Annotated in this window: 18 protein-coding genes; 13 read left to right on the forward strand and 5 right to left on the reverse strand. The window is 62.7% G+C overall.

Annotation, left to right across the window (positions count from 1 at the left end; translation table 11 throughout):
* Nucleotides 1–73: 73 nt before the first annotated feature.
* The 6 genes from A6B35_RS16520 (at nt 74) to A6B35_RS16545 (ending at nt 6,590) form a co-directional block, all read left to right on the forward strand.
* The gene (locus tag A6B35_RS16520) at nt 74–1,624 is read left to right on the forward strand and encodes a trimethylamine methyltransferase family protein (RefSeq protein ID WP_006205859.1); all 1,551 of its coding nucleotides are present in this window, start codon (nt 74–76) and stop codon (nt 1,622–1,624) included.
* 43 nt (nt 1,625–1,667) lie between these two features.
* Nucleotides 1,668–3,317, forward strand: coding sequence for an ABC transporter substrate-binding protein (locus A6B35_RS16525; protein ID WP_006205860.1), 1,650 nt, complete (start codon nt 1,668–1,670; stop codon nt 3,315–3,317).
* 96 nt (nt 3,318–3,413) lie between these two features.
* Nucleotides 3,414–4,106, forward strand: coding sequence for a corrinoid protein (locus tag A6B35_RS16530; RefSeq protein ID WP_006205861.1), 693 nt, complete (start codon nt 3,414–3,416; stop codon nt 4,104–4,106).
* A gap of 98 nt (nt 4,107–4,204) precedes the next feature.
* A complete protein-coding gene (locus A6B35_RS16535) occupies nt 4,205–5,314 on the forward strand; it encodes a mandelate racemase/muconate lactonizing enzyme family protein (protein ID WP_006205862.1) in 1,110 nt (369 codons plus the stop codon).
* Between the two features lie 201 nt (nt 5,315–5,515).
* Nucleotides 5,516–5,992: a DUF3828 domain-containing protein gene (locus tag A6B35_RS16540; RefSeq protein ID WP_006205864.1), complete on the forward strand. Its 477-nt coding sequence runs from the start codon at nt 5,516–5,518 to the stop codon at nt 5,990–5,992.
* A gap of 4 nt (nt 5,993–5,996) precedes the next feature.
* Nucleotides 5,997–6,590, forward strand: a complete 594-nt coding sequence (locus A6B35_RS16545) for a YqhG/Tai3 family protein (protein WP_006205865.1) — start codon at nt 5,997–5,999, stop codon at nt 6,588–6,590.
* Nucleotides 6,591–6,610: 20 nt separating this feature from the next.
* Here A6B35_RS16545 and queF read toward each other — a convergent pair whose 3' ends face one another.
* Nucleotides 6,611–7,072: a preQ(1) synthase gene (gene queF, locus A6B35_RS16550; RefSeq protein ID WP_006205866.1), complete on the reverse strand. Its 462-nt coding sequence runs from the start codon at nt 7,070–7,072 to the stop codon at nt 6,611–6,613.
* A 60-nt stretch (nt 7,073–7,132) separates the two neighbouring features.
* Here queF and A6B35_RS16555 point away from each other — a divergent pair, with 60 nt between their 5' ends.
* Nucleotides 7,133–9,178, forward strand: coding sequence for an oxidoreductase (locus A6B35_RS16555; protein ID WP_006205867.1), 2,046 nt, complete (start codon nt 7,133–7,135; stop codon nt 9,176–9,178).
* 141 nt (nt 9,179–9,319) lie between these two features.
* On the opposite strand, the gene A6B35_RS16560 is transcribed toward A6B35_RS16555, so the two are convergent.
* Entirely contained in the window at nt 9,320–9,727 is a 408-nt protein-coding gene (locus A6B35_RS16560) for a hypothetical protein (RefSeq protein WP_006205868.1), read from the reverse strand.
* A gap of 114 nt (nt 9,728–9,841) precedes the next feature.
* Here A6B35_RS16560 and A6B35_RS16565 point away from each other — a divergent pair, with 114 nt between their 5' ends.
* Nucleotides 9,842–10,351: a MarR family winged helix-turn-helix transcriptional regulator gene (locus A6B35_RS16565; RefSeq protein WP_006205869.1), complete on the forward strand. Its 510-nt coding sequence runs from the start codon at nt 9,842–9,844 to the stop codon at nt 10,349–10,351.
* Between the two features lie 45 nt (nt 10,352–10,396).
* Here the strand turns inward: A6B35_RS16565 and A6B35_RS16570 are convergent, their stop codons facing one another.
* Nucleotides 10,397–12,466 (reverse strand): putative bifunctional diguanylate cyclase/phosphodiesterase, encoded by a 2,070-nt coding sequence (locus tag A6B35_RS16570; RefSeq protein WP_006205870.1) that lies wholly within the window; start codon nt 12,464–12,466, stop codon nt 10,397–10,399.
* A gap of 299 nt (nt 12,467–12,765) precedes the next feature.
* Between A6B35_RS16570 and A6B35_RS16575 the strand changes: the two genes are divergently transcribed.
* Both A6B35_RS16575 and tdh read left to right on the forward strand, forming a co-directional pair.
* On the forward strand, nt 12,766–14,010 hold the full coding sequence (locus A6B35_RS16575) for a glycine C-acetyltransferase (RefSeq protein WP_006205871.1): 1,245 nt from the start codon (nt 12,766–12,768) through the stop codon (nt 14,008–14,010).
* Nucleotides 13,998–15,032 carry an L-threonine 3-dehydrogenase gene (gene tdh / locus A6B35_RS16580; protein WP_040584004.1) on the forward strand — a complete coding sequence of 345 codons (1,035 nt, stop codon included), beginning with the start codon at nt 13,998–14,000 and terminating at the stop codon, nt 15,030–15,032. The genes A6B35_RS16575 and tdh overlap by 13 nt, the downstream gene beginning before the upstream one ends.
* Before the next feature lie 59 nt (nt 15,033–15,091).
* On the opposite strand, the gene A6B35_RS16585 is transcribed toward tdh, so the two are convergent.
* Nucleotides 15,092–15,733, reverse strand: coding sequence for a suppressor of fused domain protein (locus A6B35_RS16585; protein ID WP_006205873.1), 642 nt, complete (start codon nt 15,731–15,733; stop codon nt 15,092–15,094).
* 18 nt (nt 15,734–15,751) lie between these two features.
* Nucleotides 15,752–16,222: a MarR family winged helix-turn-helix transcriptional regulator gene (locus A6B35_RS16590; protein WP_006205874.1), complete on the reverse strand. Its 471-nt coding sequence runs from the start codon at nt 16,220–16,222 to the stop codon at nt 15,752–15,754.
* Nucleotides 16,223–16,348: 126 nt separating this feature from the next.
* Between A6B35_RS16590 and hmgA the strand changes: the two genes are divergently transcribed.
* Genes hmgA through A6B35_RS16605 form a run of 3 tightly spaced genes read left to right on the forward strand, consistent with a single transcriptional unit; the run spans nt 16,349 to nt 19,571 of the window.
* Nucleotides 16,349–17,662, forward strand: coding sequence for a homogentisate 1,2-dioxygenase (gene hmgA, locus A6B35_RS16595; RefSeq protein WP_006205875.1), 1,314 nt, complete (start codon nt 16,349–16,351; stop codon nt 17,660–17,662).
* Nucleotides 17,659–18,561, forward strand: coding sequence for an MBL fold metallo-hydrolase (locus tag A6B35_RS16600; RefSeq protein ID WP_006205876.1), 903 nt, complete (start codon nt 17,659–17,661; stop codon nt 18,559–18,561). The genes hmgA and A6B35_RS16600 overlap by 4 nt, the downstream gene beginning before the upstream one ends.
* Complete coding sequence (locus tag A6B35_RS16605) at nt 18,558–19,571, forward strand: fumarylacetoacetate hydrolase family protein (RefSeq protein WP_006205877.1); 1,014 nt, start codon at nt 18,558–18,560, stop codon at nt 19,569–19,571. The genes A6B35_RS16600 and A6B35_RS16605 overlap by 4 nt, the downstream gene beginning before the upstream one ends.
* Nucleotides 19,572–19,574 lie beyond the last annotated feature (3 nt).

The raw sequence follows: 19,574 nt of genomic DNA on the forward strand, positions 1-19,574 counted from the left end.
GATCAGGTTTTTCCAGCGTCACAGTCATGTTTCGTCTCGCTAAGTTGACGGGCTCAGGGAGGATTGACTTGCCATGAACGCACCGGCCGTTGAAGTGACCGAAACTGCCCACCGCCGCGGTGGCGGCCGCCTGGGGCGCAAGGCGCTCAGGAGCGTACCGATCGCGTCGTTCCCGACGCTGGTGCGCCAGATTCCCGCCTATCAGATGGTGCCTGACGAGGCGGTGGAGCTGATCCATCAGGAGTCGCTTGCGATTCTCGAAGAGGTGGGCTGCGAATTTCGTGACGACGGGGCAATCGCCCTGTGGAAGGCGGCCGGAGCCGATGTCAGGGAAACGCGCGTCCGCATCGACCGTGCGCTGCTGATGGAGCTGGTCTCCAAGGTTCCATCGGAGTTCACCCTCAATGCCCGCAACCCCGAGCGTACCGTGCGCGTCGGCGGCAAGAACTCCATCTTCGTGCCGATGTATGGCGCGCCCTATGTGCGCGACCTCGACAACAACAGGCGCTATGGCTCGCTCGCCGACCTCAACAATTTCCACAAGCTCGCCTACATGGCGCCGGCGCTGCACTCGTCGAGCTCGGTCATCTGCGAGCCGATGGAAATTGCGGTGCCCAAGCGTCACCTGCACATCATTCATTCGGCGCTGAAGCACTCCGACAAGCCGTTCATGGGCATCGTGACCTCGAAGGAACGCGCCGAGGACACGATGGCGATGGCCGGCATCGTGTTCGGCGACGAGTTCGTCCGCGACAACCCGGTGTTGGTGGCGATCACCAACTGCAATTCGCCGCTGGTGTGGGACGCCACCATGATCGACGCCATGCGGGTCTATGCGAGCCACAATCAGCCGCTGATCCTGGCGCCTTTCGCGCTGTGCGGCGCCTCGACTTCGGCCTCCGCCGTCGGCGCGGTGGCACAGGTCAACGCCGAGGCACTGGCCGGCGTGGCGCTGACCCAGCTCATCCGCCCCGGTTCGCCGCAGATCTACGGCCAGTTCATGGTCACCGTCGACATGAAGACCGGTGCGCCGATGGGCGGCACGCCGGAGGCGGCGCAGATGATGTATCTGATGGGCGCGCTGGCGCGGAGATACAAACTGCCGTGGCGCACCTCCGGCTTCCATGTCGGCTCGAAGCTCAACGACGCCCAGGCCGGCTACGAGGCGAACATGCTGATGCATGCCGCCATCCTGGCCGGCGCCAACTACATCTGGCACTCCGCCGGGTGGCTCGAGGCCGGCCTGACCTGCGGCTATTCGAAATTCGCGACCGACTGCGAGCAGCTTGTCGGCTGGTACAAATATGCCGGCGGGCTGCCGTTCGACGATTTCAAGGAAGCCATGGCAGCGATCCGCGAGGTCGGGCCGCAGGGCCATTTCCTCGGCACCCAGCACACGCTCGAACATTTCGAGTCCGCTTTCTTCATGCCCAGCATCATGGACTTCAATTCGTACGAACAGTGGAAGGCTGAAGGCGCAAAGGACCACGACACCCGAGGTCGCGAGAAGGCGCGCAACATGCTGGCGGACTATGAGGAGCCGAAGCTCGACGAGGGTATCGCCGATGGTCTCAAGGATTTGATCGCGCGGCGTGAGGAAAAACTGCCGGACAGCGTTAGTTGACAAGGGCAGGCGAAGACCTGACCGAACCATAAGGGAGGAAAACATGACGCTCTTCAGAAGCGATGGCGACCGCGTGCCGGGCGCTATCGAGGCAATGGCGAAAGAGACGCGTGCGGGCCGCATGGACCGGCGTGAATTCCTGGCGCTGGCCAGCGCCTTTGGCGCTTCGACGGCTTTCGCCTATGGCATGATCGGCCTTGCCGCGCCGACAAAAGCCCTGGCCGAGGAGCCGAAGAAGGGCGGAACGCTGCATGTCGCCATGTCGGTCAAGGCGCAGAAGGATCCGCGCACCTATGACTGGACCGAGATGGCAAACATCACCCGTTGTTGGCTGGAGCCGCTGGTGCGCTACACGCACCAGTTCACGTTCGAGCCGGTCCTGCTCGAAAGCTGGGACGTCAACGACGACGCCACCGAATACACACTGCATCTGCGCAAGGGCGTTACCTGGAACAATGGCGATGCCTTCAACGCCGATGACGTGGTCTCCAATCTGAACCGCTGGTGCGAGAAGGAGGCTTCCGGCAATTCCATGGCGGCACGCGTCGGCGCGCTGATCGACGCAAAGACTGGCAAGGCCCAGGATGGCGCTATCACCAAGGTCGATGACCACACGGTCAAGCTGAAGCTGAACGAACCGGACATCGCCATCATACCGGGCCTCACCGACTATCCGGCACTGGTCGTGCATCGCGACTTCGACAAGGATGGCGCCGACCCGATCAAGAAGCCAATCGGTACCGGAGCTTTCGAGCTGGTCTCTTACGACGTCGGCCAGAAGGCGATCGTCAAGCGTCGCGAGAACGGCAAGTGGTGGGGTGGCGAAACGCCGCTCGACGGTGTCGAGTTCATCGACTACGGCACCGACTTCAACGCCACGCTGAATGCCTTCGAGTCCGGCGAGATCGACCTCGATTTCGAAACGCCGGCCGACTTCATCGACGCCCTCGACAAGATGGATCTGGTGAAATCGGAGGTCGCGACGGCGACCACGCTGGTTGCCCGCACCAACATCACGCACAAGCCCTATGACGACCAGCGGGTGCGCAACGCGCTGCAGATGGCCGTCGACAACGATGCCGTCATGCAGCTCGGCTACGCCGGGCGCGGCACGGTCGGCGAGAACCACCACGTCGCCCCGATCCATCCAGAATACTATCCGCTGCCCAAGAAGACACGCGATGCCGCCGCAGCCAAGAAGCTGATGGCGGATGCCGGGCAGGCCGACTTCGAGCATGAGCTGATCACCGTCGAGGACGAATGGCAAAAGAACACCGGCGATGCGATCGCCGGCCAGTTGCGCGATGCCGGGATCAAGGTGAAGCGCACGGTGCTGCCGGGCTCGACCTTCTGGAACGACTGGACGAAGTATCCATACTCGATGACCATCTGGTACATGAGGCCGCTGGGCGTCCAGGTGCTGGCGCTCGGCTATCGCAGCGGCGAGGCGTGGAACGAAACGGCCTATGCCAACCCGGAATTCGACGCCAAGCTGAAGCAGGCGCTGTCGCTGGCCGATCCTGCCCAGCGCAAGGAGGTGATGAAAGACGTCGAGCAGATACTGCAGGATTCCGGCGTCATCATCCAGCCGTTCTGGCAGAAGCTGTACTGCCACATGAGCAAGAAGGTGAAGAACTACGGAATGCACCAGACCTACGAAATGGACTTCCAGAACGTCTGGCTGGACGCCTGATATAACTCCCGAGGCTGCAAGCAACCGCCGCCGGCGCCTATGACAAAGGTGCCGGCGGCCCGTAGATCACCGACAAGCAATTGGCGCAGGTAACAAATGGCCGACGACGAGATCATCCTTTCCGAGCTTTCCGACGACGAGCTGGTGCAGCAGATGCACGACGACCTTTATGACGGGTTGAAGGAAGAGATCGAGGAAGGCACGCAGATCCTGCTCGAGCGCGGCTGGGCACCCTACAAGGTGCTGACCGAGGCGCTGGTTGAAGGCATGCGTATCGTCGGCGAGGATTTTCGCGACGGCATCCTGTTCGTGCCGGAAGTGCTTTTGTCCGCCAACGCAATGAAGGCCGGCATGTTCATCCTGCGCCCGCTGCTTGCCGCCACCGGCGCGCCGAAGCAGGGCAAGATGGTGATCGGCACCGTCAAGGGCGACATCCACGACATCGGCAAGAACCTCGTCGGCATGATGATGGAGGGCGCCGGCTTCGACGTCATCGATCTCGGCATCAACAATGCGGTCGAAAAATACCTCGACGCCATCGAGCAGCACCAGCCCGACATCATCGGCATGTCGGCGCTTTTGACCACCACCATGCCCTACATGAAGGTCGTCATCGACACGATGAAGGAAAAGGGCATCCGCGACGACTATGTCGTTCTGGTCGGCGGCGCACCGCTCAACGAGGAATTCGGCAAGGCCGTCGGCGCCGACGCCTATTGCCGCGACGCGGCGGTGGCGGTCGAGACCGCCAAGGACTTCATGAAGCGCAAGCACAATGTGCGCGCTTGAGCACAACAGTGCGATCCAGGTTTGTGACCGAGAGCGCCGTCATGCACTGGAATGGCAAGATGGCCAGAACCGCTTGGCTCGAAGGGAGCTAAGGCCGTATGCGTATCGAGTCGATTAATGTCTATCAGGTGCTTCTGCCTGTCAAAGGCGGTGCCTACCGGATGGCCAGCTCCACCGTGCAGGATCTGGACAGCACGCTCGTTGAAGTGACCACCGAGGACGGACTGTCAGGCTGGGGTGAGACCTGCCCGGTCGGCCCTGTTTATCAGCCCCAACATGCTTTGGGTGCGAGAGCGGCGATTGTCGAAATAGCGCCTGGACTCGTCGGCCAAGACACCACGTCCATGCGCCGCCTCGCGAGAAGGATGGACGAGCGGTTGAACGGTCACAACTATGCCAAGGCAGCCTTGGATATCGCTCTCCTCGACCTCGCCGGCCAGCGGCTGGGCGTTCCGGTTTCGACACTTCTGGGCGGTGCGCTCACCGATCGTGTGCCCTCTTACTACTCGACTATTGTCGGTGTGCCCGATGAGACTGCGCGCATAGCCGCCGACAAGGTCAAGGCCGGCTACCCACGGCTTCAGATCAAGATAGGCGGACGGGATCTAGAGCAAGACGTCGCCACCGTGCACAAGGTCTGGGAAGCGGTTGGCTTCAAGGCCCGGATAGCCGTCGATGCAAATCGTGGCCTCACCGCCGCGGCCGCGCTGCACATCGATCGGCTTTGCCAGGCAATCCCGTTCGTGTTTGAACAGCCTTGCAACACCATGGAGGAAGTCGCGAGCCTCAAGGGACGCGTTACCCATCCGGTCTACCTGGATGAGAATACCGAGGATTTGAATGCCGTCCTGCGGGCAATTTCTTCAGGTATCGCGGACGGATTCGGATTGAAGGTCACCCGACTTGGCGGCCTTACCAAGATGGTCACGGTCCGCGACCTGTGTGCGATACGATCTCTACCGCACAGCTGTGACGATACATGGGGCGGGGACGTCATCGCCGCGGCATGCGTGCACCTTGCCGCTACCGTCGAGCCGAGACTTCTTGAGGGCGCCTGGATCGCGCAGGAATACATCGAAGGGCACACCGATCCCGTAAACCCCATCGTTGTCGAAAACGGGCATATCCACGTCCCGCAGATGCCAGGGCTCGGTGTCAAGCCCGAGCGCTCCCAACTCAAAGCGCCTGTCGCGACTTTCGGAGGCTGAGGATCCTGTGATGTTCGCAGCGATTGTATCTGGCCAGTATCGTCGGCAATTGGCCGCGGAAGCGCTTTTGCGACCTTCCAGAACGTCTGGCGGGGCGCCTGAGGCTGGCGCTGCGGGACTTCATGAACCGCAAAAAAGCCGATATGCAGGATGCGTGGTGGTGATCTTGCCACCACGCCGCCGAACATCCGGAGATCCTGCATGAGACCGATAGTGCTGGCCGCTGCCTTGTCGATTGCCTTGCCTGCCGCAGCACTCGCTGGGCCGGCTTCCAACGCCGTGAAGTTCTTCTACGCACCGGTGAAATTCGAGGCGGACGCCAAATATCGCGACCGCTTCACCGATCCGGTGACCAAGCTGTTCGAGCTCAACGACAAGGCGCAGCAGGAGAAGCCCGACGAGGTCTCCTGCATCGACTTCGATCCCGGTCTCGACGCGCAGGATTTTGACCAGAAGACGGTGACGAAGACGCTGAAGCTTGCCGAAACGGTCGATGGCGATACGGCCGAGGTAACGGCGACGTTCAGCCTTTTCCCGGAAGGCGATGATTCCAAACGCGAAATGGTCTGGTCGTTGAAGAAGGTGGACGGCAAATGGAAGGTCGCCGACATCGCTTCCAAAACCAACAACTGGACCCTGAGTGCCTTGGAATGCATGCCGGCGCCCTCGGCGGAGTGATGCTGTGCTCCGTCGTCTTGTCGTCACGCTGTCGACCCTATCGATGCTGGCCGCGGGGCTGAACGGCGGCGCCTCGGCGCAAGGCCTGTTCGGCGCGCCGCCGAAGGCCTCGTCCGACGACAACACGCCGGCGGATGCCGCATCGCCGCCGCCGGAAGGAACGCCCGCGCCGGGAACCAAGTCGGCCAAACCGCCGCCGCCCGCGCCCGTTTTGCCGGGATCGCCGACGGCGGTGGTGAAACCCTTCTACGAGCATCTCGGGCTGGAGCTTGATCCGGCTCAGCGCAAGAACTTCATCGATCCGGCGAAAACCGTTCTCGACAAGAGCGATACGCTGCGCGCCTCGGGGCAGGGCGAGTGCCTCGACCCCAACATGGCGCTCGACAATGCCGACTACGACAAGCTCGCCATCGACAAGAGCCTGCGCACCATCGAGGCCGTCAATGGCGACGAGGCCAAGGTGGTCGTCGCCTTTGTCGTCGAAGGTCACCAGCACCGGCTCGAATGGAAGCTGAAGAAGGTCGGTGGCGCCTGGAAGATAACTGACCTTCTGTCGGTGACCGGCGAATGGGCGCTCAGCCAATATCAGTGCGAATGAGTATTGCTAGCGTGATCCCGTCAACCCCGTCCGCGATAGGGCGCAACGCCGGTATCGGGCAGCCAGGCCCCTTCCGGCGGCGCGCCGGTTTGCCAGAACACGTCGATCGGAATGCCGCCGCGCGGGTACCAATAGCCGCCGACGCGCAACCACAGGGGCTTGGTCGCGGCTACAATGCGGCGGCCGATCATGACGGTGCATTCTTCATGGAAGGCGCCGTGGTTGCGAAACGAAGTCATGAACAGCTTGAGCGATTTCGATTCAACCAGCAGCGTATCGGGTGCGTAGTCGATGACGATATGGGCGAAATCCGGCTGTCCGGTGACCGGACAGAGCGAGGTGAATTCCGGGCAGACGAAGCGCACGATGGCCGGTGGGCCGTCGCCGCGCGCAAACGGCACGGTTTCCAAAACCGCTGCTTCGGGGCTCCGTGGCGGCTCGACATGGGCGCCGAGCTGGGTGAGGGCTTTGGTGTCGATCATGGCTGGGTCTCTTTTCAATTTTCGCCGCTCATTAGCACAAAATGAATCAGTAGGAAGACGATGACCAGCAACGATCCGCTCCTGCAGGCCTACCAGCTCAAGCACCTGACGCTGAAGAACCGGGTCATGTCGACCAGCCATGAGCCGGCCTATTCGGAGGACGGCATGCCGAAGGAGCGCTACCGGCTCTACCACGCCGAAAAGGCCAAGGGCGGCATGGCGCTGACCATGACCGCCGGTTCGGCGATCGTCTCGCGCGACAGCCCGGCTGCCTTCGGCAATCTGCATGTCTATGACGATAGGATCGTGCCCTGGCTCAAGGAACTGGCGGATGCCTGCCACGAGCATGATTGCAAGGTGATGATCCAGATCACCCATCTCGGCCGCCGCACCGGCTGGAACAAGGCCGACTGGCTGCCGGTACTGTCGGCCTCGCCAGTGCGCGAGCCGGCGCATCGCGCCTTCCCGAAGACCATCGAGGACTGGGATATCGAGCGCGTCGTTGCCGACTATGCGTCGGCCGCGCAACGTTGCCAGGCGGCTGGTCTCGACGGCATCGAGTTCGAGGCCTACGGCCATCTCATCGACGGCTTCTGGTCGCCGGCCACCAACCAGCGCGATGACGAGTTCGGCGGTTCGCTCGACAACCGCTTGCGCTTCACTCGCATGGTGCTCGATGCGGTGCGCGTGGCGGTTGGCGAAAAGTTCGTTGTCGGCATCCGCATGGTCGCCGATGAGGATTTTGAAAAGGGCCTGTCGAAGGACGAAGGCGTCGAGATCGCCAGGCGGCTGGCCGGCTCCGGCAAGGTCGATTTCCTCAACATCATCCGCGGCTCGATCGAGACCGATGCGGCACTGACCAAGGTCATTCCGGTGACCGGCATGCGCTCGTCGCCGCATCTCGACTTCGCCGGCGAGGTGAGGGCGGCGACGAAGTTCCCGACCTTCCACGCGGCACGCATTTCCGACGTCGCCACGGCGCGCCACGCCATCGCCACCGGCAAGCTTGACATGGTCGGCATGACCCGCGCCCACATCGCCGACCCGCATATCATCAAGAAGGTGATGGAAGGCCGCGAACACGAGATCCGCCCCTGCGTCGGCGCCACCTATTGCCTCGACCGGATCTATGAGGGCGGCGAGGCGCTGTGCATTCACAATGCGGCAACCGGCCGCGAGGCCGAGATCCCGCATATCATCCCCAGGACGGAGGGGCCTAAGCGCAAGGTGGTCGTGGTCGGCGCCGGCGCCGGCGGGCTGGAGGCGGCGCGCGTCGCCGCTGAGCGCGGCCATCAGGTGACGGTGCTCGAAGCCTCTAGCCAGGCCGGCGGGCAGGTGCGGCTGGCGACGCAGAACCCGCGCCGCAAGGAACTGATCGGCATTGTCGACTGGCGATTGGCCGAACTCGACCGGCTCGGTGTCGAGATCCGCTACGACAATTGGGCCGAGAAGGACGACGTGCTGGCGCTGTCGCCCGATGTGGTGGTGGTCGCCACCGGCGGCCTGCCGCAGAACCCGCCGCTGACGGCAGGCGACAATCTCGTCACCTCGAGCTGGGACATCATGGCGGGCGCCGTCAAGCCGGCCGAGAACGTGCTGCTCTATGATGACAATGGCGGCCATCAGGGCATGGGCGCGGCCGAACTGATCGCGACTGCGGGTTCGAAGCTGGAGCTGGTTTCGCCGGAGCGCTTCTTCGCTCCCGAGATGGGCGGCATGAACCATGTGCCCTATATGCGTGCCTTCCAGGAAAAGGGCGTCACGATCACCATCAACACCAGGCTGCGGTCGGTGCGGCGCGAGGGCAACCAATTGGTCGCCGAACTGGCTTCGGATTTTGCCGATGGCTGGCGCGGCGAGCGGCGGGTCGACCAGGTGGTGGTCGAGCATGGCACGGCACCCCTCGACGACCTCTACCTCTCGCTGAAGCCGCTGTCGCGGAATGGCGGCGCGGTCGACTACGAGCGGCTGGTCAGTGGCGGCGACATCTTCCCCAGGCGCAATCCCGAAGGCGGTTTCGTGCTGTTCCGCATCGGCGATGCGGTGGCCTCGCGCAACATTCACGCCGCCATCTATGACGGCATCAGGTTCGGCTTGCGGATCTGATGAGCAATACGGACGGTTGGTGACGCGCGCCGGACCTTCGCAGGGAGAGCCACCTGCCGCGTCGGCCCGGTGCGCGCCGCGCACGGTGCCGGCATGGCGCCGGGCACTGTAGGATATTGTAGACCGTGCTTGCGCCGTTGCTCAAAACATCCTGGCGGTGGCCATGCAGAGCACGGTGATGACAAGCAGCCCGCCGGCAATGCGCTCGCCCCTTGTCATCTTCGCACGCAACTGGCTTTCCGTTGCCTGGTCGGCGCCGGCAAGCTGCCTGCTGGCGGAGCCCACCAGCGCACCCTGCACGCCGGCGGCAATCAGGGCGGTCACGATGCCCAGCGCCAGCACCTTTTCCATCGAGCCGAAAACGCCCTCATGGAAGAAATACCAAAGCAATATGCCGGTGAGAAAAACCAGGCCGGCCGCACCCATTTGCGGTCGGAAGAACCGTTCCGCCCGGATGTCCGGGTCACGGCCGACAGCGATGGTGGTGCCCGCCCAGAACACGCCAGCCATGACGTGAAGGCCGAGGACGACAATGAAGATATATTGCATGACCGCATTTCCTCTTTTTGCCCCGCCGTTTGACAAAAAGTTAGATATCGAATGTTTCGATGTCAATCCTTGTGTCGAGTTTCACCGATCCGTTTGATGCACTAGAGTCGAATCATGACGCCTTTTGACCGCCCGCCCGTCGGAATGAACCTCGCCCGCACCGCCAAGGTGGTGACGCAGGCCTTTGACGCAGCGCTTGTCGAGGCTGGCGGCACGCTGCCGGTCTGGGTCACTCTGCTGTCGGTCAAGTCGCGCGAACTTGCCAACCAGCGTGAACTGGCCGGCATGATCGGCATCCAGGGTGCGACGCTGACCCACCATCTCAATGCCATGGAAGCGCAAGGGTTGCTGACGCGCCGCCGCGATCCGGAGAACCGCCGGGTTCACCAGGTGGCGCTGACCGCGGCCGGCGAAGCGCTGTTCGAGACATTGCGCACCGCAGCACTTGCCTTCGACAGGCAACTGAGAGTGGGATTGCCGGACGACAGGCTGGCGGAGTTTGCCGAGGTGCTGGCCGCGCTGCGCGCGAATGTCGAAGCGCCGAGCTTCGGGCTGGCGGATTTTCCGGGTGACAAGAACGACCTGCCTCGTTCCCGAAAACCGGCTCGCAACGTCAAATCATGAACTGCTCAATCATTGTGGCCGGCGTTACCTGAATATCGACACGCCTTAAGCGAGGCTGCCCTGCAGCACCTTCAGCCTGGCCTTCTTCGGGCTGCGCGCCATCAGCCATTCGCGCGCCTTGTCCTGCGGCATCGGGAAGGCGATGGAATAGCCCTGCACCTGGTCGCAACCGATCGCCATCAGCGAGTCGAGCTCGGCTTCGGTCTCCGCGCCCTCGGCGACGATCGAGATGCCGAGGCCGCGCGCCAGCTCGGTGATGGCACGCACGATCTTGGAGTTGTCGCCATTCTCGTTGATGTTCTGGACGAAGCGGCGGTCGATCTTCAGCCGGTCGATCTCGTTCGGGTTGACGTGGCTGAGCGAGGCATAGCCGGTGCCGAAATCGTCGAGTTCCAGATGCACGCCGGCGGCGCGGATGTGCCTGAGCTTCGCGGCGATGCCCGTCTTTTCGTCGTCGAGGATGACGGATTCGACGATTTCAAGCGACAGCTTCTGTGGCGCCAGGCCGGCCTTCTCCAGCGTATCGAACAGGAACTTGTCGAAGTCCGGCTCGCGCAACTCGGTGCCGGAGACGTTGACGGCGAGCCGCCCGAAGGCGATGCCGGCGCGGTCCCATTCGGCCGCTTCGTTGATTGCCTTGCCAATGACGATGCGGCCGATCTCGGGCATGAAACCGCATTTCTCGGCGACCGGAATGAATTCACCCGGCGAGATCATGCCGCGATCGGCGTGCTTCCAGCGCACCAGCGCCTCGATGCCGCTGATCGTGCCGTTGGTCAGCGACACCTGAGGCTGGAAATAGACCTCGAAGGCCTTGTCGGCGATGGCCGTGCGGATGTCGTGCTCGAGCTGCTTGCGGTAGTCGAGTTCGCGCCTGAGTTCCTCGGAGAAGAACGAGAAGTTGCCGCCGCCGAGCTTCTTGGCGGAGTAAAGCGCCAGATCGGCATGGACCAGCAGGTCCTCGGCATTGTCGGCGTCGACGGGATAGACGGCAATGCCGCCGCTGGCGCCCGGCAGGATGGTCGTGCCCTGGAAGACGATCGGCTCGTTGATCTGCTCCAGGATGCGCCTGCCCAGCATATGGATGTCCTCGGTGCTGCCGGCGCCGTTGAGGATCATCACGAACTCGTCGCCGCCGAGGCGCGCGCACAGATCCGATGCCCGGCAGGAATCGCGCATGCGCTGTGCGGTGACCACCAGCACATAGTCGCCGGCGGCGTGGCCGAGCGTGTCGTTGATCTGCTTGAAGCGGTCGAGGTCGAGCTGGATCACGGCCAGCCGCTCGCGCCGGCGATGCGCGCCCTTGATCAGCGTGTCGAAATGGTCGGTGAGAAAAGTGCGGTTGTGCAGGCCGGTCAGCCCGTCATGCACGGCGATGAAGGCCATCGAGTTGCGCGCGTCGACCAGCTCACGCGTCTTGCGCAGGATGGCGTTCGACATCGGCCGGAAGATGAACAGCGCCACCAGCACGATGACGCCGATGGTAGCGAAGAACAGGGTGCGGTGAAGATCGAGCAGCTGTCCCGAGCGCTCGTTGGCATAGGCGCTGATACGCTGGCCAAGTGCCGCATAGCCCGACAGCGTGGCATTGGCGACGGAGGCGTCGAGATTGACGCGCTCGGCACTGCCCTTATAGCCCTCGCCGCCGATTGCCAGCCTCGATTCGAAGGATGAGATCAGGCGTTCGCCGTTGGCGATCAGCCCGACCGAGAAATAGTCTAGGTGGAAGGGTTTGGCGAACAGCACATTCTCGATCGATTTCGGATCGAGCCGTGCCGGCGACGTCGGATCGGCGCCCGTCTGGTCGAGCAGGAGGTCGTAATTCGTCTCGAACTCGGCGGTCGCCTGCTTGAGCGCGGCAACCAGGGCCGGTTGCTTGTCGCGCGTAGCAGCGCCCGTTGCACCGGCAAGGAAGACGATGCGCTGCGACAGGGCCTTCTGCGTGCTGACGATGTTGAGCAGTGCGTCGTTGTGCTGCTGGGCCGCCATCATCTGCTGCAGCAGGATGAAGGAGGCCATCACCATGGTGGCGATGATCAGCAGCGCCAGCCAATAGCCGCTCTTGATCAGCAGTATCAGCTTGCGCGACACGCTATGCACTGGCTGCTGCGACATTTCTAGGTGACCCCCTCCGGCCGACGGATTCCTGCCGTGAATTCCTGGCGAGAAGACCATTGGCTTGAAAGGGTTAACAGGTCCGGAAACGATGACGCTGGCCGCAAGGGCTGGGATGGAAAGCTGCCAAGATGGTTATCATGTTCTTTAGCCGCAGCTGTGCATTTGAGTTCATCGTCGCTTGATTGTCACGAAGGATCGCGGCCGCGCGTTCGCGGCGCCACCGAAGCCGTCGCTTTTGCGATGGATTTTTCCGCCGCGCGGGGCGACAGTCCGATCGATCTCAACAGGGCCTGACCATGAGCGCGGCATTCCTTTCCCACATCGACAGCGAGCTTGAGGGCCTGAAGTCGGCCGGCCTCTACAAATCCGAGCGGGTGATTGCCTCGACGCAGTCGGCCGAAATCGAAGTCGGCGGCGAAAAGGTGCTGAATTTCTGCGCCAACAACTATCTCGGGCTCGCCGACAGTCCCGAATTGCGCGAGGCGGCAAAGCAGGCGCTCGACCGCTATGGCTACGGCATGGCCTCGGTGCGCTTCATCTGCGGGACGCAGGAGGAACACAAGGAGCTCGAAGCCACGATTTCCGCCTTCCTCGGCATGGATGACACCATCCTCTACGGTTCCTGCTTCGACGCCAATGGCGGCCTGTTCGAGACCCTGCTCGGCGAAGAAGATGCAATCATCTCCGATGCGCTCAACCACGCCTCGATCATCGACGGCGTGCGGCTGTCGAAGGCAAAGCGCTTCCGCTACGCCAACAACGACATGGCCGAGCTCGAGACGCGATTGAAGGAGGCGAAGGATTGTCGCTTCCGGCTGATCGCCACCGACGGCGTGTTTTCCATGGACGGCATCATCGCCAACCTGAAGGGCGTCTGCGACCTTGCCGACAAATACGACGCCATGGTCATGGTCGACGACAGCCATGCGGTCGGCTTCGTCGGCGCCAACGGCCGCGGGTCGGCCGAGCATTGCGGCGTCGAGGGCAGGGTGGACATCATCACTGGCACGCTCGGCAAGGCGCTGGGCGGCGCCTCCGGCGGCTATACGTCGGGCAAGAGGCAGGTGGTCGACTGGCTGCGCCAGCGCTCGCGGCCCTATCTGTTCTCCAACACGCTGATGCCGGCGATCGCCGGCGCTTCGATCCGGGTGTTCGAGATGGTCCGCAACGGCGATGCGCTGCGCCGGCGCCTCTACGACAACGCCGCGCGGTTCCGCTCCGAGATGGGCAAGCTCGGCTTCACGCTGGCCGGCGCCGACCATCCGATCATCCCGGTGATGCTGGGCGATGCGGCCCTTGCGCAGGAGATGGCGGCACGCATGCTGAAGCGCGGCATCTATGTGATCGGCTTTTCGTTCCCGGTGGTGCCGAAGGGCCAGGCTCGCATCCGCACGCAGATGTCGGCCGCCCATTCCAGCGCCGACATCGATCGTGCGGTGGCGGCGTTCGGCGCCGTCGGCAAGGAGCTGGGCGTCATCTCTGAGTTGCCAAAAGCGATTCCGGATCAAGCGATTCAAGGGACAAAAGAATGTCGAACATGATGAAGGCGCTGGTGAAGGCCAAGGCCGAACCGGGCATCTGGATGGAAGAGGTGCCGGTGCCGGAGATCGGCCCCAACGACGTGCTGATCAAGGTCAGGAAAACCGCGATCTGCGGCACCGACGTCCACATCTACAATTGGGACCAGTGGGCGCAAAAGACCGTGCCGGTGCCGATGGTGACCGGCCATGAATTCGTCGGCACGGTCGCCGATTTCGGCGCGGCGGTCACCGAATACAAGGTCGGCCAGCGCGTGTCGGGCGAAGGCCACATCGTCTGCGGCCATTGCCGCAACTGCCGGGCGGGGCGAGGGCATCTCTGCCGCAACACGCTCGGCGTTGGCGTCAACCGCCCCGGCGCCTTCGGCGAATACCTGGCGATCCCACAGCACAATGTCGTGCCGATTCCCGACGACGTGCCGGACGAGATCGCCGCGATCTTCGATCCATTGGGCAATGCGGTCCACACGGCATTGTCGTTCGACCTGGTCGGCGAGGACGTGCTGGTCACCGGCGCCGGCCCGATCGGCATCATGGGCGCGCTGGTGGCGCAGTGCGTTGGTGCCAGGAAAGTCGTCATCACCGACATCAACCCGGTGCGGCTGGCGCTGGCAAAAAAACTCGGCGTCCAGCATGTCGTCGATGCGTCCAAGGAAAAGCTGCGCGACGTCATGCCGGTGCTCGGCATGACCGAGGGCTTTGACGTCGGCCTCGAAATGTCGGGAGCGGCTCCCGCCTTCCGCGACATGATCGACACCATGAACAATGGCGGCAAGATCGCCATTTTGGGCATCGCGCCGACCGGCTTCGAGATCGACTGGAACAAGGTCATCTTCAAGATGCTGCATCTCAAGGGCATCTATGGGCGCGAGATGTTCGAGACCTGGTACAAGATGATCGCTTTGGTGCAAGGCCCGCTCGACGTCTCCGGGCTGATCACTCATCGTATCGGCATCGACGATTTCCAGACCGGGTTCGATGCCATGCGCAGCGGCAGTTCGGGCAAGGTGGTGATGGACTGGTGAGCGCTATGCTTCCGTCACCTGGACGAAACCGAAAGCAAAGGTCCCACAGACACCTGCCGTTAGACATAGGACGTGCGTTTAGGGTCGAAGACAATCGGATAATGGTGCTCGTCGAGAATATCGAGGAAAGCATCCAGCCGCGCCGTCCTGATGAACTCATACTCCGCACCGGAGATTAAATGGACGCAGAGGATCGTGACGTCATCATTGTCGATGGTCAGTGCCTCCGCAATGCCTTTGTCCGGCGCTATGATAGGGGTCAAAAACAGGAAAATTCTGAAATCCGACCCTGAGACGGGCGACCAAGGCATTTCAATGCGGTGACCAAAGCCCAACCATGTATTGTCGATAAAAGGATACTCCGCCAGCCATTTGAGATTGCTGATGACGTTCGGGTCAGGCTCGCGAACATACCACATCAGTTCGGCCCGCCGGTCGGTGTTCTCGCCTGCCGTTGACGGGATAGACATTCGCCGGTCGCTCATGCCGTTGGTCAGGAGCACAAAGCCGTTGCCCGCCGGATCGATGAGTGAGAAGTCTCGAGGAAACGCAAGAACCTCAACGTCATCAGGCCCATTGCCCGGGAAGATGCTATGGGGCTCGCCGAGCTCTTCGGTGTAAACCGATCTTCGATACAGGTTGTTGGAGTTGCCAGACCGGGGCGGATCGCTGGTGAACAATCCCTTTGGAAACCGAGCCATCTTCCACCGCTCCCGATATCAGCCCTCAGAACTCATCCGATTAGCACCGACTACGCTTTGTCCCAAGCAGGCTTCCAGCGCTGCCACCCCGTCCACAATCGCTGTTTGCTCTTCCGCACCCAACCTCGCCAGCAACTCCCGCTCAAACGCCTTCGCCAGCGGCACCATTTCGCGATAGGCGGCAAGCCCCGCTTTGGTCAGCGTCAGGTGCTCGACACGGCGATCGCTCTCGTCCGGCGTGCGCGTCAGCCAGCGCCGGCGCTCCAACTCGGCCACCGCACGCGAAACCTTGGTCTTGTGCATGGCCGACTGTTCGCCAAGTGCCTTTGCCGTCATTGTGCCGTGCTGGCCGAGCCCGGCCAGCGTGCGCCATTCGGGCCGGGTCAGGCCGTGGCGGTCCTTGTAGATCTTCGAGAATTCGTGGCTGACCGCATCGGCAAGCCGGTAGAGCCGGTAGGGCAGGAAGCTTTCCAGTTCGAGGATGTCCATGGTTGCTTAGTCCTCGCAACGCCATGGCGGCATTGATAGTTACATTTTAGATGGTTACAAATGAAACCACTTTGGTCAATCCATCAGGACGTCTCGCGTCTTCGTGGATGCGCAACGGAGGAAGCGATGACCTTTTCCTACATGCCAGGCTTCGGCAACGACTTCGAAACCGAGACGCTGCCGGGCTCACTGCCGCAGGGACGAAATTCGCCACAGCGGCCGGCCTACGGCCTCTATGCCGAACAGCTTTCCGGTTCGCCCTTCACCGCGCCGCGCGGCACCAATGAGCGCTCCTGGCTCTATCGCATCCGGCCGAGCGTAAAACACACCGGTCGGTTCAAACCGGCCAGCTATCCGCTGTGGAAGACTGCCCCCAATGTCGGCGACCACGAACTGGCGCTCGGCCAGTACCGCTGGAACCCGGTGCCGATGCCGAAGGAGCCGACCGATTTCATTCAGGGCATACGCAGCATGACCACGGCCGGCGATGTGCTTGGGCAGACCGGCATGGCAGCGCATGTTTATGTTGCCAACACATCGATGGTCGACGACCATTTCTTCAACGCCGACGGCGAGTTGCTGATTGTGCCGCAGGTGGGGGCGCTGCGCTTCGTCACCGAGATGGGCGTCATCGAGCTTCGGCCGGGCGAGATTGCCGTCCTGCCGCGCGGTCTGGTGTTCAAGGTCGAGCTGGTCGACAAGGAAGTGCGCGGCTATGTCTGCGAGAACTACGGCGCCAAGCTGACGATGCCCGACCGCGGCCCGATCGGCGCCAATTGCCTCGCCAATCCGCGCGATTTCAAGACGCCTTGCGCCTGGTTCGAGGAGAAGGAGACGCCGTGCCGGCTGATCGTCAAATGGTGCGGAAATTTCCACGTCACCGAGATCGGCCATTCGCCGCTGGACGTGGTGGCGTGGCACGGCAACTACGCGCCCTACAAATATGATCTTGCGACGTTTTCGCCTGTCGGCGCCATCCTGTTCGACCATCCTGATCCGTCGATCTTCACGGTGCTGACGGCGCCCAGCGGCGAGGAGGGCACCGCCAACATCGACTTCGTCATCTTCCCGCCGCGCTGGTTGGTGGCGGAGGATACGTTCCGGCCGCCCTGGTACCACCGCAACATCATGAGCGAGTTCATGGGCCTGATCCACGGCCAGTACGACGCCAAGGAGGAAGGCTTTGTCCCTGGCGGCATCAGCCTGCACAATCTGATGCTGGCCCACGGGCCAGACGCCCCTGGCTTCGAAAAGGCCTCGCGTACCGAGCTGAAACCGGTCAAGCTCGAGGACACCATGGCCTTCATGTTCGAGACCCGATTCCCGCAAATGCTGACCCGCTACGGCGCCGAGCTGGAAACAAGGCAGGACAATTACATCGACTGCTGGGCCGATCTGAAGAAGCGTTTTAATGGCACGCCCGAGGGCGACTGGTCTTGAGCGTCGACCGGGTGCGCGATCGGTTGGTGCTTCTGGGTTCCAAGGGCGGACCGGCGTTGCGGCCAGGCGGGCCTTGGCCGAGTTCGTCGCTGCTGGAGCTCGGCGGCCGCACCATTGTCGTCGACTGCGGGCTGGGCGTGACGCGGGCGTTTGTTGACGCAGGAGTCGGCCTGAAGGCGCTCGACCTCATCTTCATCACCCATCTTCATTCCGACCACGTGCTGGAACTCGGGCCGCTCATCCACACCGCCTGGACGGCCGGTCTGGCGAGCCCGGTCAGCGTCTTCGGACCACCCGGCACCGGCCATTACTGGAGGCGCTTTTGTCAGGCGATGGAATTCGACATCGAGATCCGCATCGCCGACGAGGGCCGGCCGGATATCCGCGAGCTGGTTTCGGTCGTCGAGTTCGGCGAGGGCAAGGTTATCGAGGACTACGGACTGAAGGTGACGGCGCTGCGCGTCGACCATCCGCCGGTGACCGACTGTTTTGCGCTGCGCTTCGAGCAAGGTGGGAAAAGCGTTGTCTTCTCGGCCGACACGGCGTTCTTTCCACCGCTGGCCGATTTCGCCAAGGGTGCCGACATTCTTGTCCACGAGGCGATGCTGGAACAAGGCATCGAGAGGCTGGTCGCCAAGACCGGTAACGGCGCGCGGCTGAGGGAACATTTGCTCGCCAGTCATTCGTTTGCCGATGAAGCGGGGCGCATCGCTACCGACGCCGGTGTCAAAAGACTGGTGCTGAACCACCTCATCCCGGCCGACGATCCCGAGATCGGTGAAGCCGATTGGATCGCTGCCGTCAGGAAAACTTGGTCTGGCGACTTGACGATTGCCCGCGACGGCCTTGTTGTGGGCTTAAGCTGCGCCGAAGCCGCAGTAGGAGAGGAAACCGCATGAAGCTTGCCACATTGAAGGACGGGACACGCGACGGGAAACTTGTCGTCGTCTCGCGTGACCTGACGCGCTTTACCGATGCCTCGTTTCTGGTGCGCACCCTGCAGGCCGCGCTCGACGACTGGAGCCGCATCGCGCCGCATCTCGCCGCCATGGCGGAATCGCTGGAGAACAATGCGGTGCCTTCTGCCCGGTTTCACGAGCATGACGCCCATTCGCCGCTGCCGCGCGCCTATCAATGGGCCGACGGTTCGGCCTATGTGAACCATGTCGAACTGGTGCGGAAAGCGCGTGGCGCCGAGATGCCGGCGAGCTTCTGGACCGATCCGCTGATCTACCAGGGTGGCTCCGACAGCTTCGTTCCGCCGCGCGATCCGATCCGCATGGCGGACGAGGCCTTCGGCATCGACATGGAGGCGGAAGTCGCCGTCGTCGTCGATGACGTGCCGATGGGTGCCGGCCTCGATGAGGCGCGGGCCGCGATCCGGCTGGTCATGCTGGTCAATGACGTGACGCTGCGTGCCCTCGCGGGGCCGGAGCTAGCCAAGGGTTTTGGCTTCTTCCAATCAAAGCCGTCCTCGGCCTTTTCGCCCGTCGCGGTGACGCCGGACGAATTGGGCGACGCCTGGGATGGCGGCAAGGTCAGCCTGCCGCTGCTCGCCGATCTCAACGGCAAGCCGTTCGGCCGGGCGAACGCCGGCATCGACATGACCTTCGATTTTCCGGCGCTGATCGTCCATGCCGCCAGGACAAGACCGCTGGTCGCCGGCACGATCATCGGCTCCGGCACCGTGTCCAACAAGCTCGACGGTGGCCCGGGCAAGCCGGTGCCGGCAGGTGGCGCCGGCTATTCCTGCATCGCCGAGCTGCGCATGATCGAGACCATTGTATCAGGCGAACCCAAAACGCCGTTCCTGGGCTTCGGCGATACGGTGCGCATCGAGATGAAGAACAAGGCGGGAAGTTCTATCTTCGGCGCCATCGAGCAGAAGGTCGAGAAATACGAGAGGTGAGGG

The sequence above is a fragment of the Mesorhizobium amorphae CCNWGS0123 genome (assembly GCF_001686985.1).
GTDB classification, from domain to species: Bacteria; Pseudomonadota; Alphaproteobacteria; order Rhizobiales; family Rhizobiaceae; genus Mesorhizobium; species Mesorhizobium amorphae.

Bases quoted from the DNA above. Each gene is read 5' to 3' on its own strand.
- A6B35_RS16520 (WP_006205859.1), top strand. From the start codon at position 74: ATGAACGCACCGGCCGTTGAAGTGACCGAAACTGCCCACCGCCGCGGT.
- A6B35_RS16525 (WP_006205860.1), top strand. From the start codon at position 1,668: ATGACGCTCTTCAGAAGCGATGGCGACCGCGTGCCGGGCGCTATCGAG.
- A6B35_RS16530 (WP_006205861.1), top strand. From the start codon at position 3,414: ATGGCCGACGACGAGATCATCCTTTCCGAGCTTTCCGACGACGAGCTG.
- A6B35_RS16535 (WP_006205862.1), top strand. From the start codon at position 4,205: ATGCGTATCGAGTCGATTAATGTCTATCAGGTGCTTCTGCCTGTCAAA.
- A6B35_RS16540 (WP_006205864.1), top strand. From the start codon at position 5,516: ATGAGACCGATAGTGCTGGCCGCTGCCTTGTCGATTGCCTTGCCTGCC.
- queF (WP_006205866.1), bottom strand. From the start codon at position 7,072: ATGATCGACACCAAAGCCCTCACCCAGCTCGGCGCCCATGTCGAGCCG.
- A6B35_RS16555 (WP_006205867.1), top strand. From the start codon at position 7,133: ATGACCAGCAACGATCCGCTCCTGCAGGCCTACCAGCTCAAGCACCTG.
- A6B35_RS16560 (WP_006205868.1), bottom strand. From the start codon at position 9,727: ATGCAATATATCTTCATTGTCGTCCTCGGCCTTCACGTCATGGCTGGC.
- A6B35_RS16565 (WP_006205869.1), top strand. From the start codon at position 9,842: ATGACGCCTTTTGACCGCCCGCCCGTCGGAATGAACCTCGCCCGCACC.
- A6B35_RS16570 (WP_006205870.1), bottom strand. From the start codon at position 12,466: ATGTCGCAGCAGCCAGTGCATAGCGTGTCGCGCAAGCTGATACTGCTG.
- A6B35_RS16575 (WP_006205871.1), top strand. From the start codon at position 12,766: ATGAGCGCGGCATTCCTTTCCCACATCGACAGCGAGCTTGAGGGCCTG.
- tdh (WP_040584004.1), top strand. From the start codon at position 13,998: ATGTCGAACATGATGAAGGCGCTGGTGAAGGCCAAGGCCGAACCGGGC.
- A6B35_RS16585 (WP_006205873.1), bottom strand. From the start codon at position 15,733: ATGGCTCGGTTTCCAAAGGGATTGTTCACCAGCGATCCGCCCCGGTCT.
- A6B35_RS16590 (WP_006205874.1), bottom strand. From the start codon at position 16,222: ATGGACATCCTCGAACTGGAAAGCTTCCTGCCCTACCGGCTCTACCGG.
- hmgA (WP_006205875.1), top strand. From the start codon at position 16,349: ATGACCTTTTCCTACATGCCAGGCTTCGGCAACGACTTCGAAACCGAG.
- A6B35_RS16605 (WP_006205877.1), top strand. From the start codon at position 18,558: ATGAAGCTTGCCACATTGAAGGACGGGACACGCGACGGGAAACTTGTC.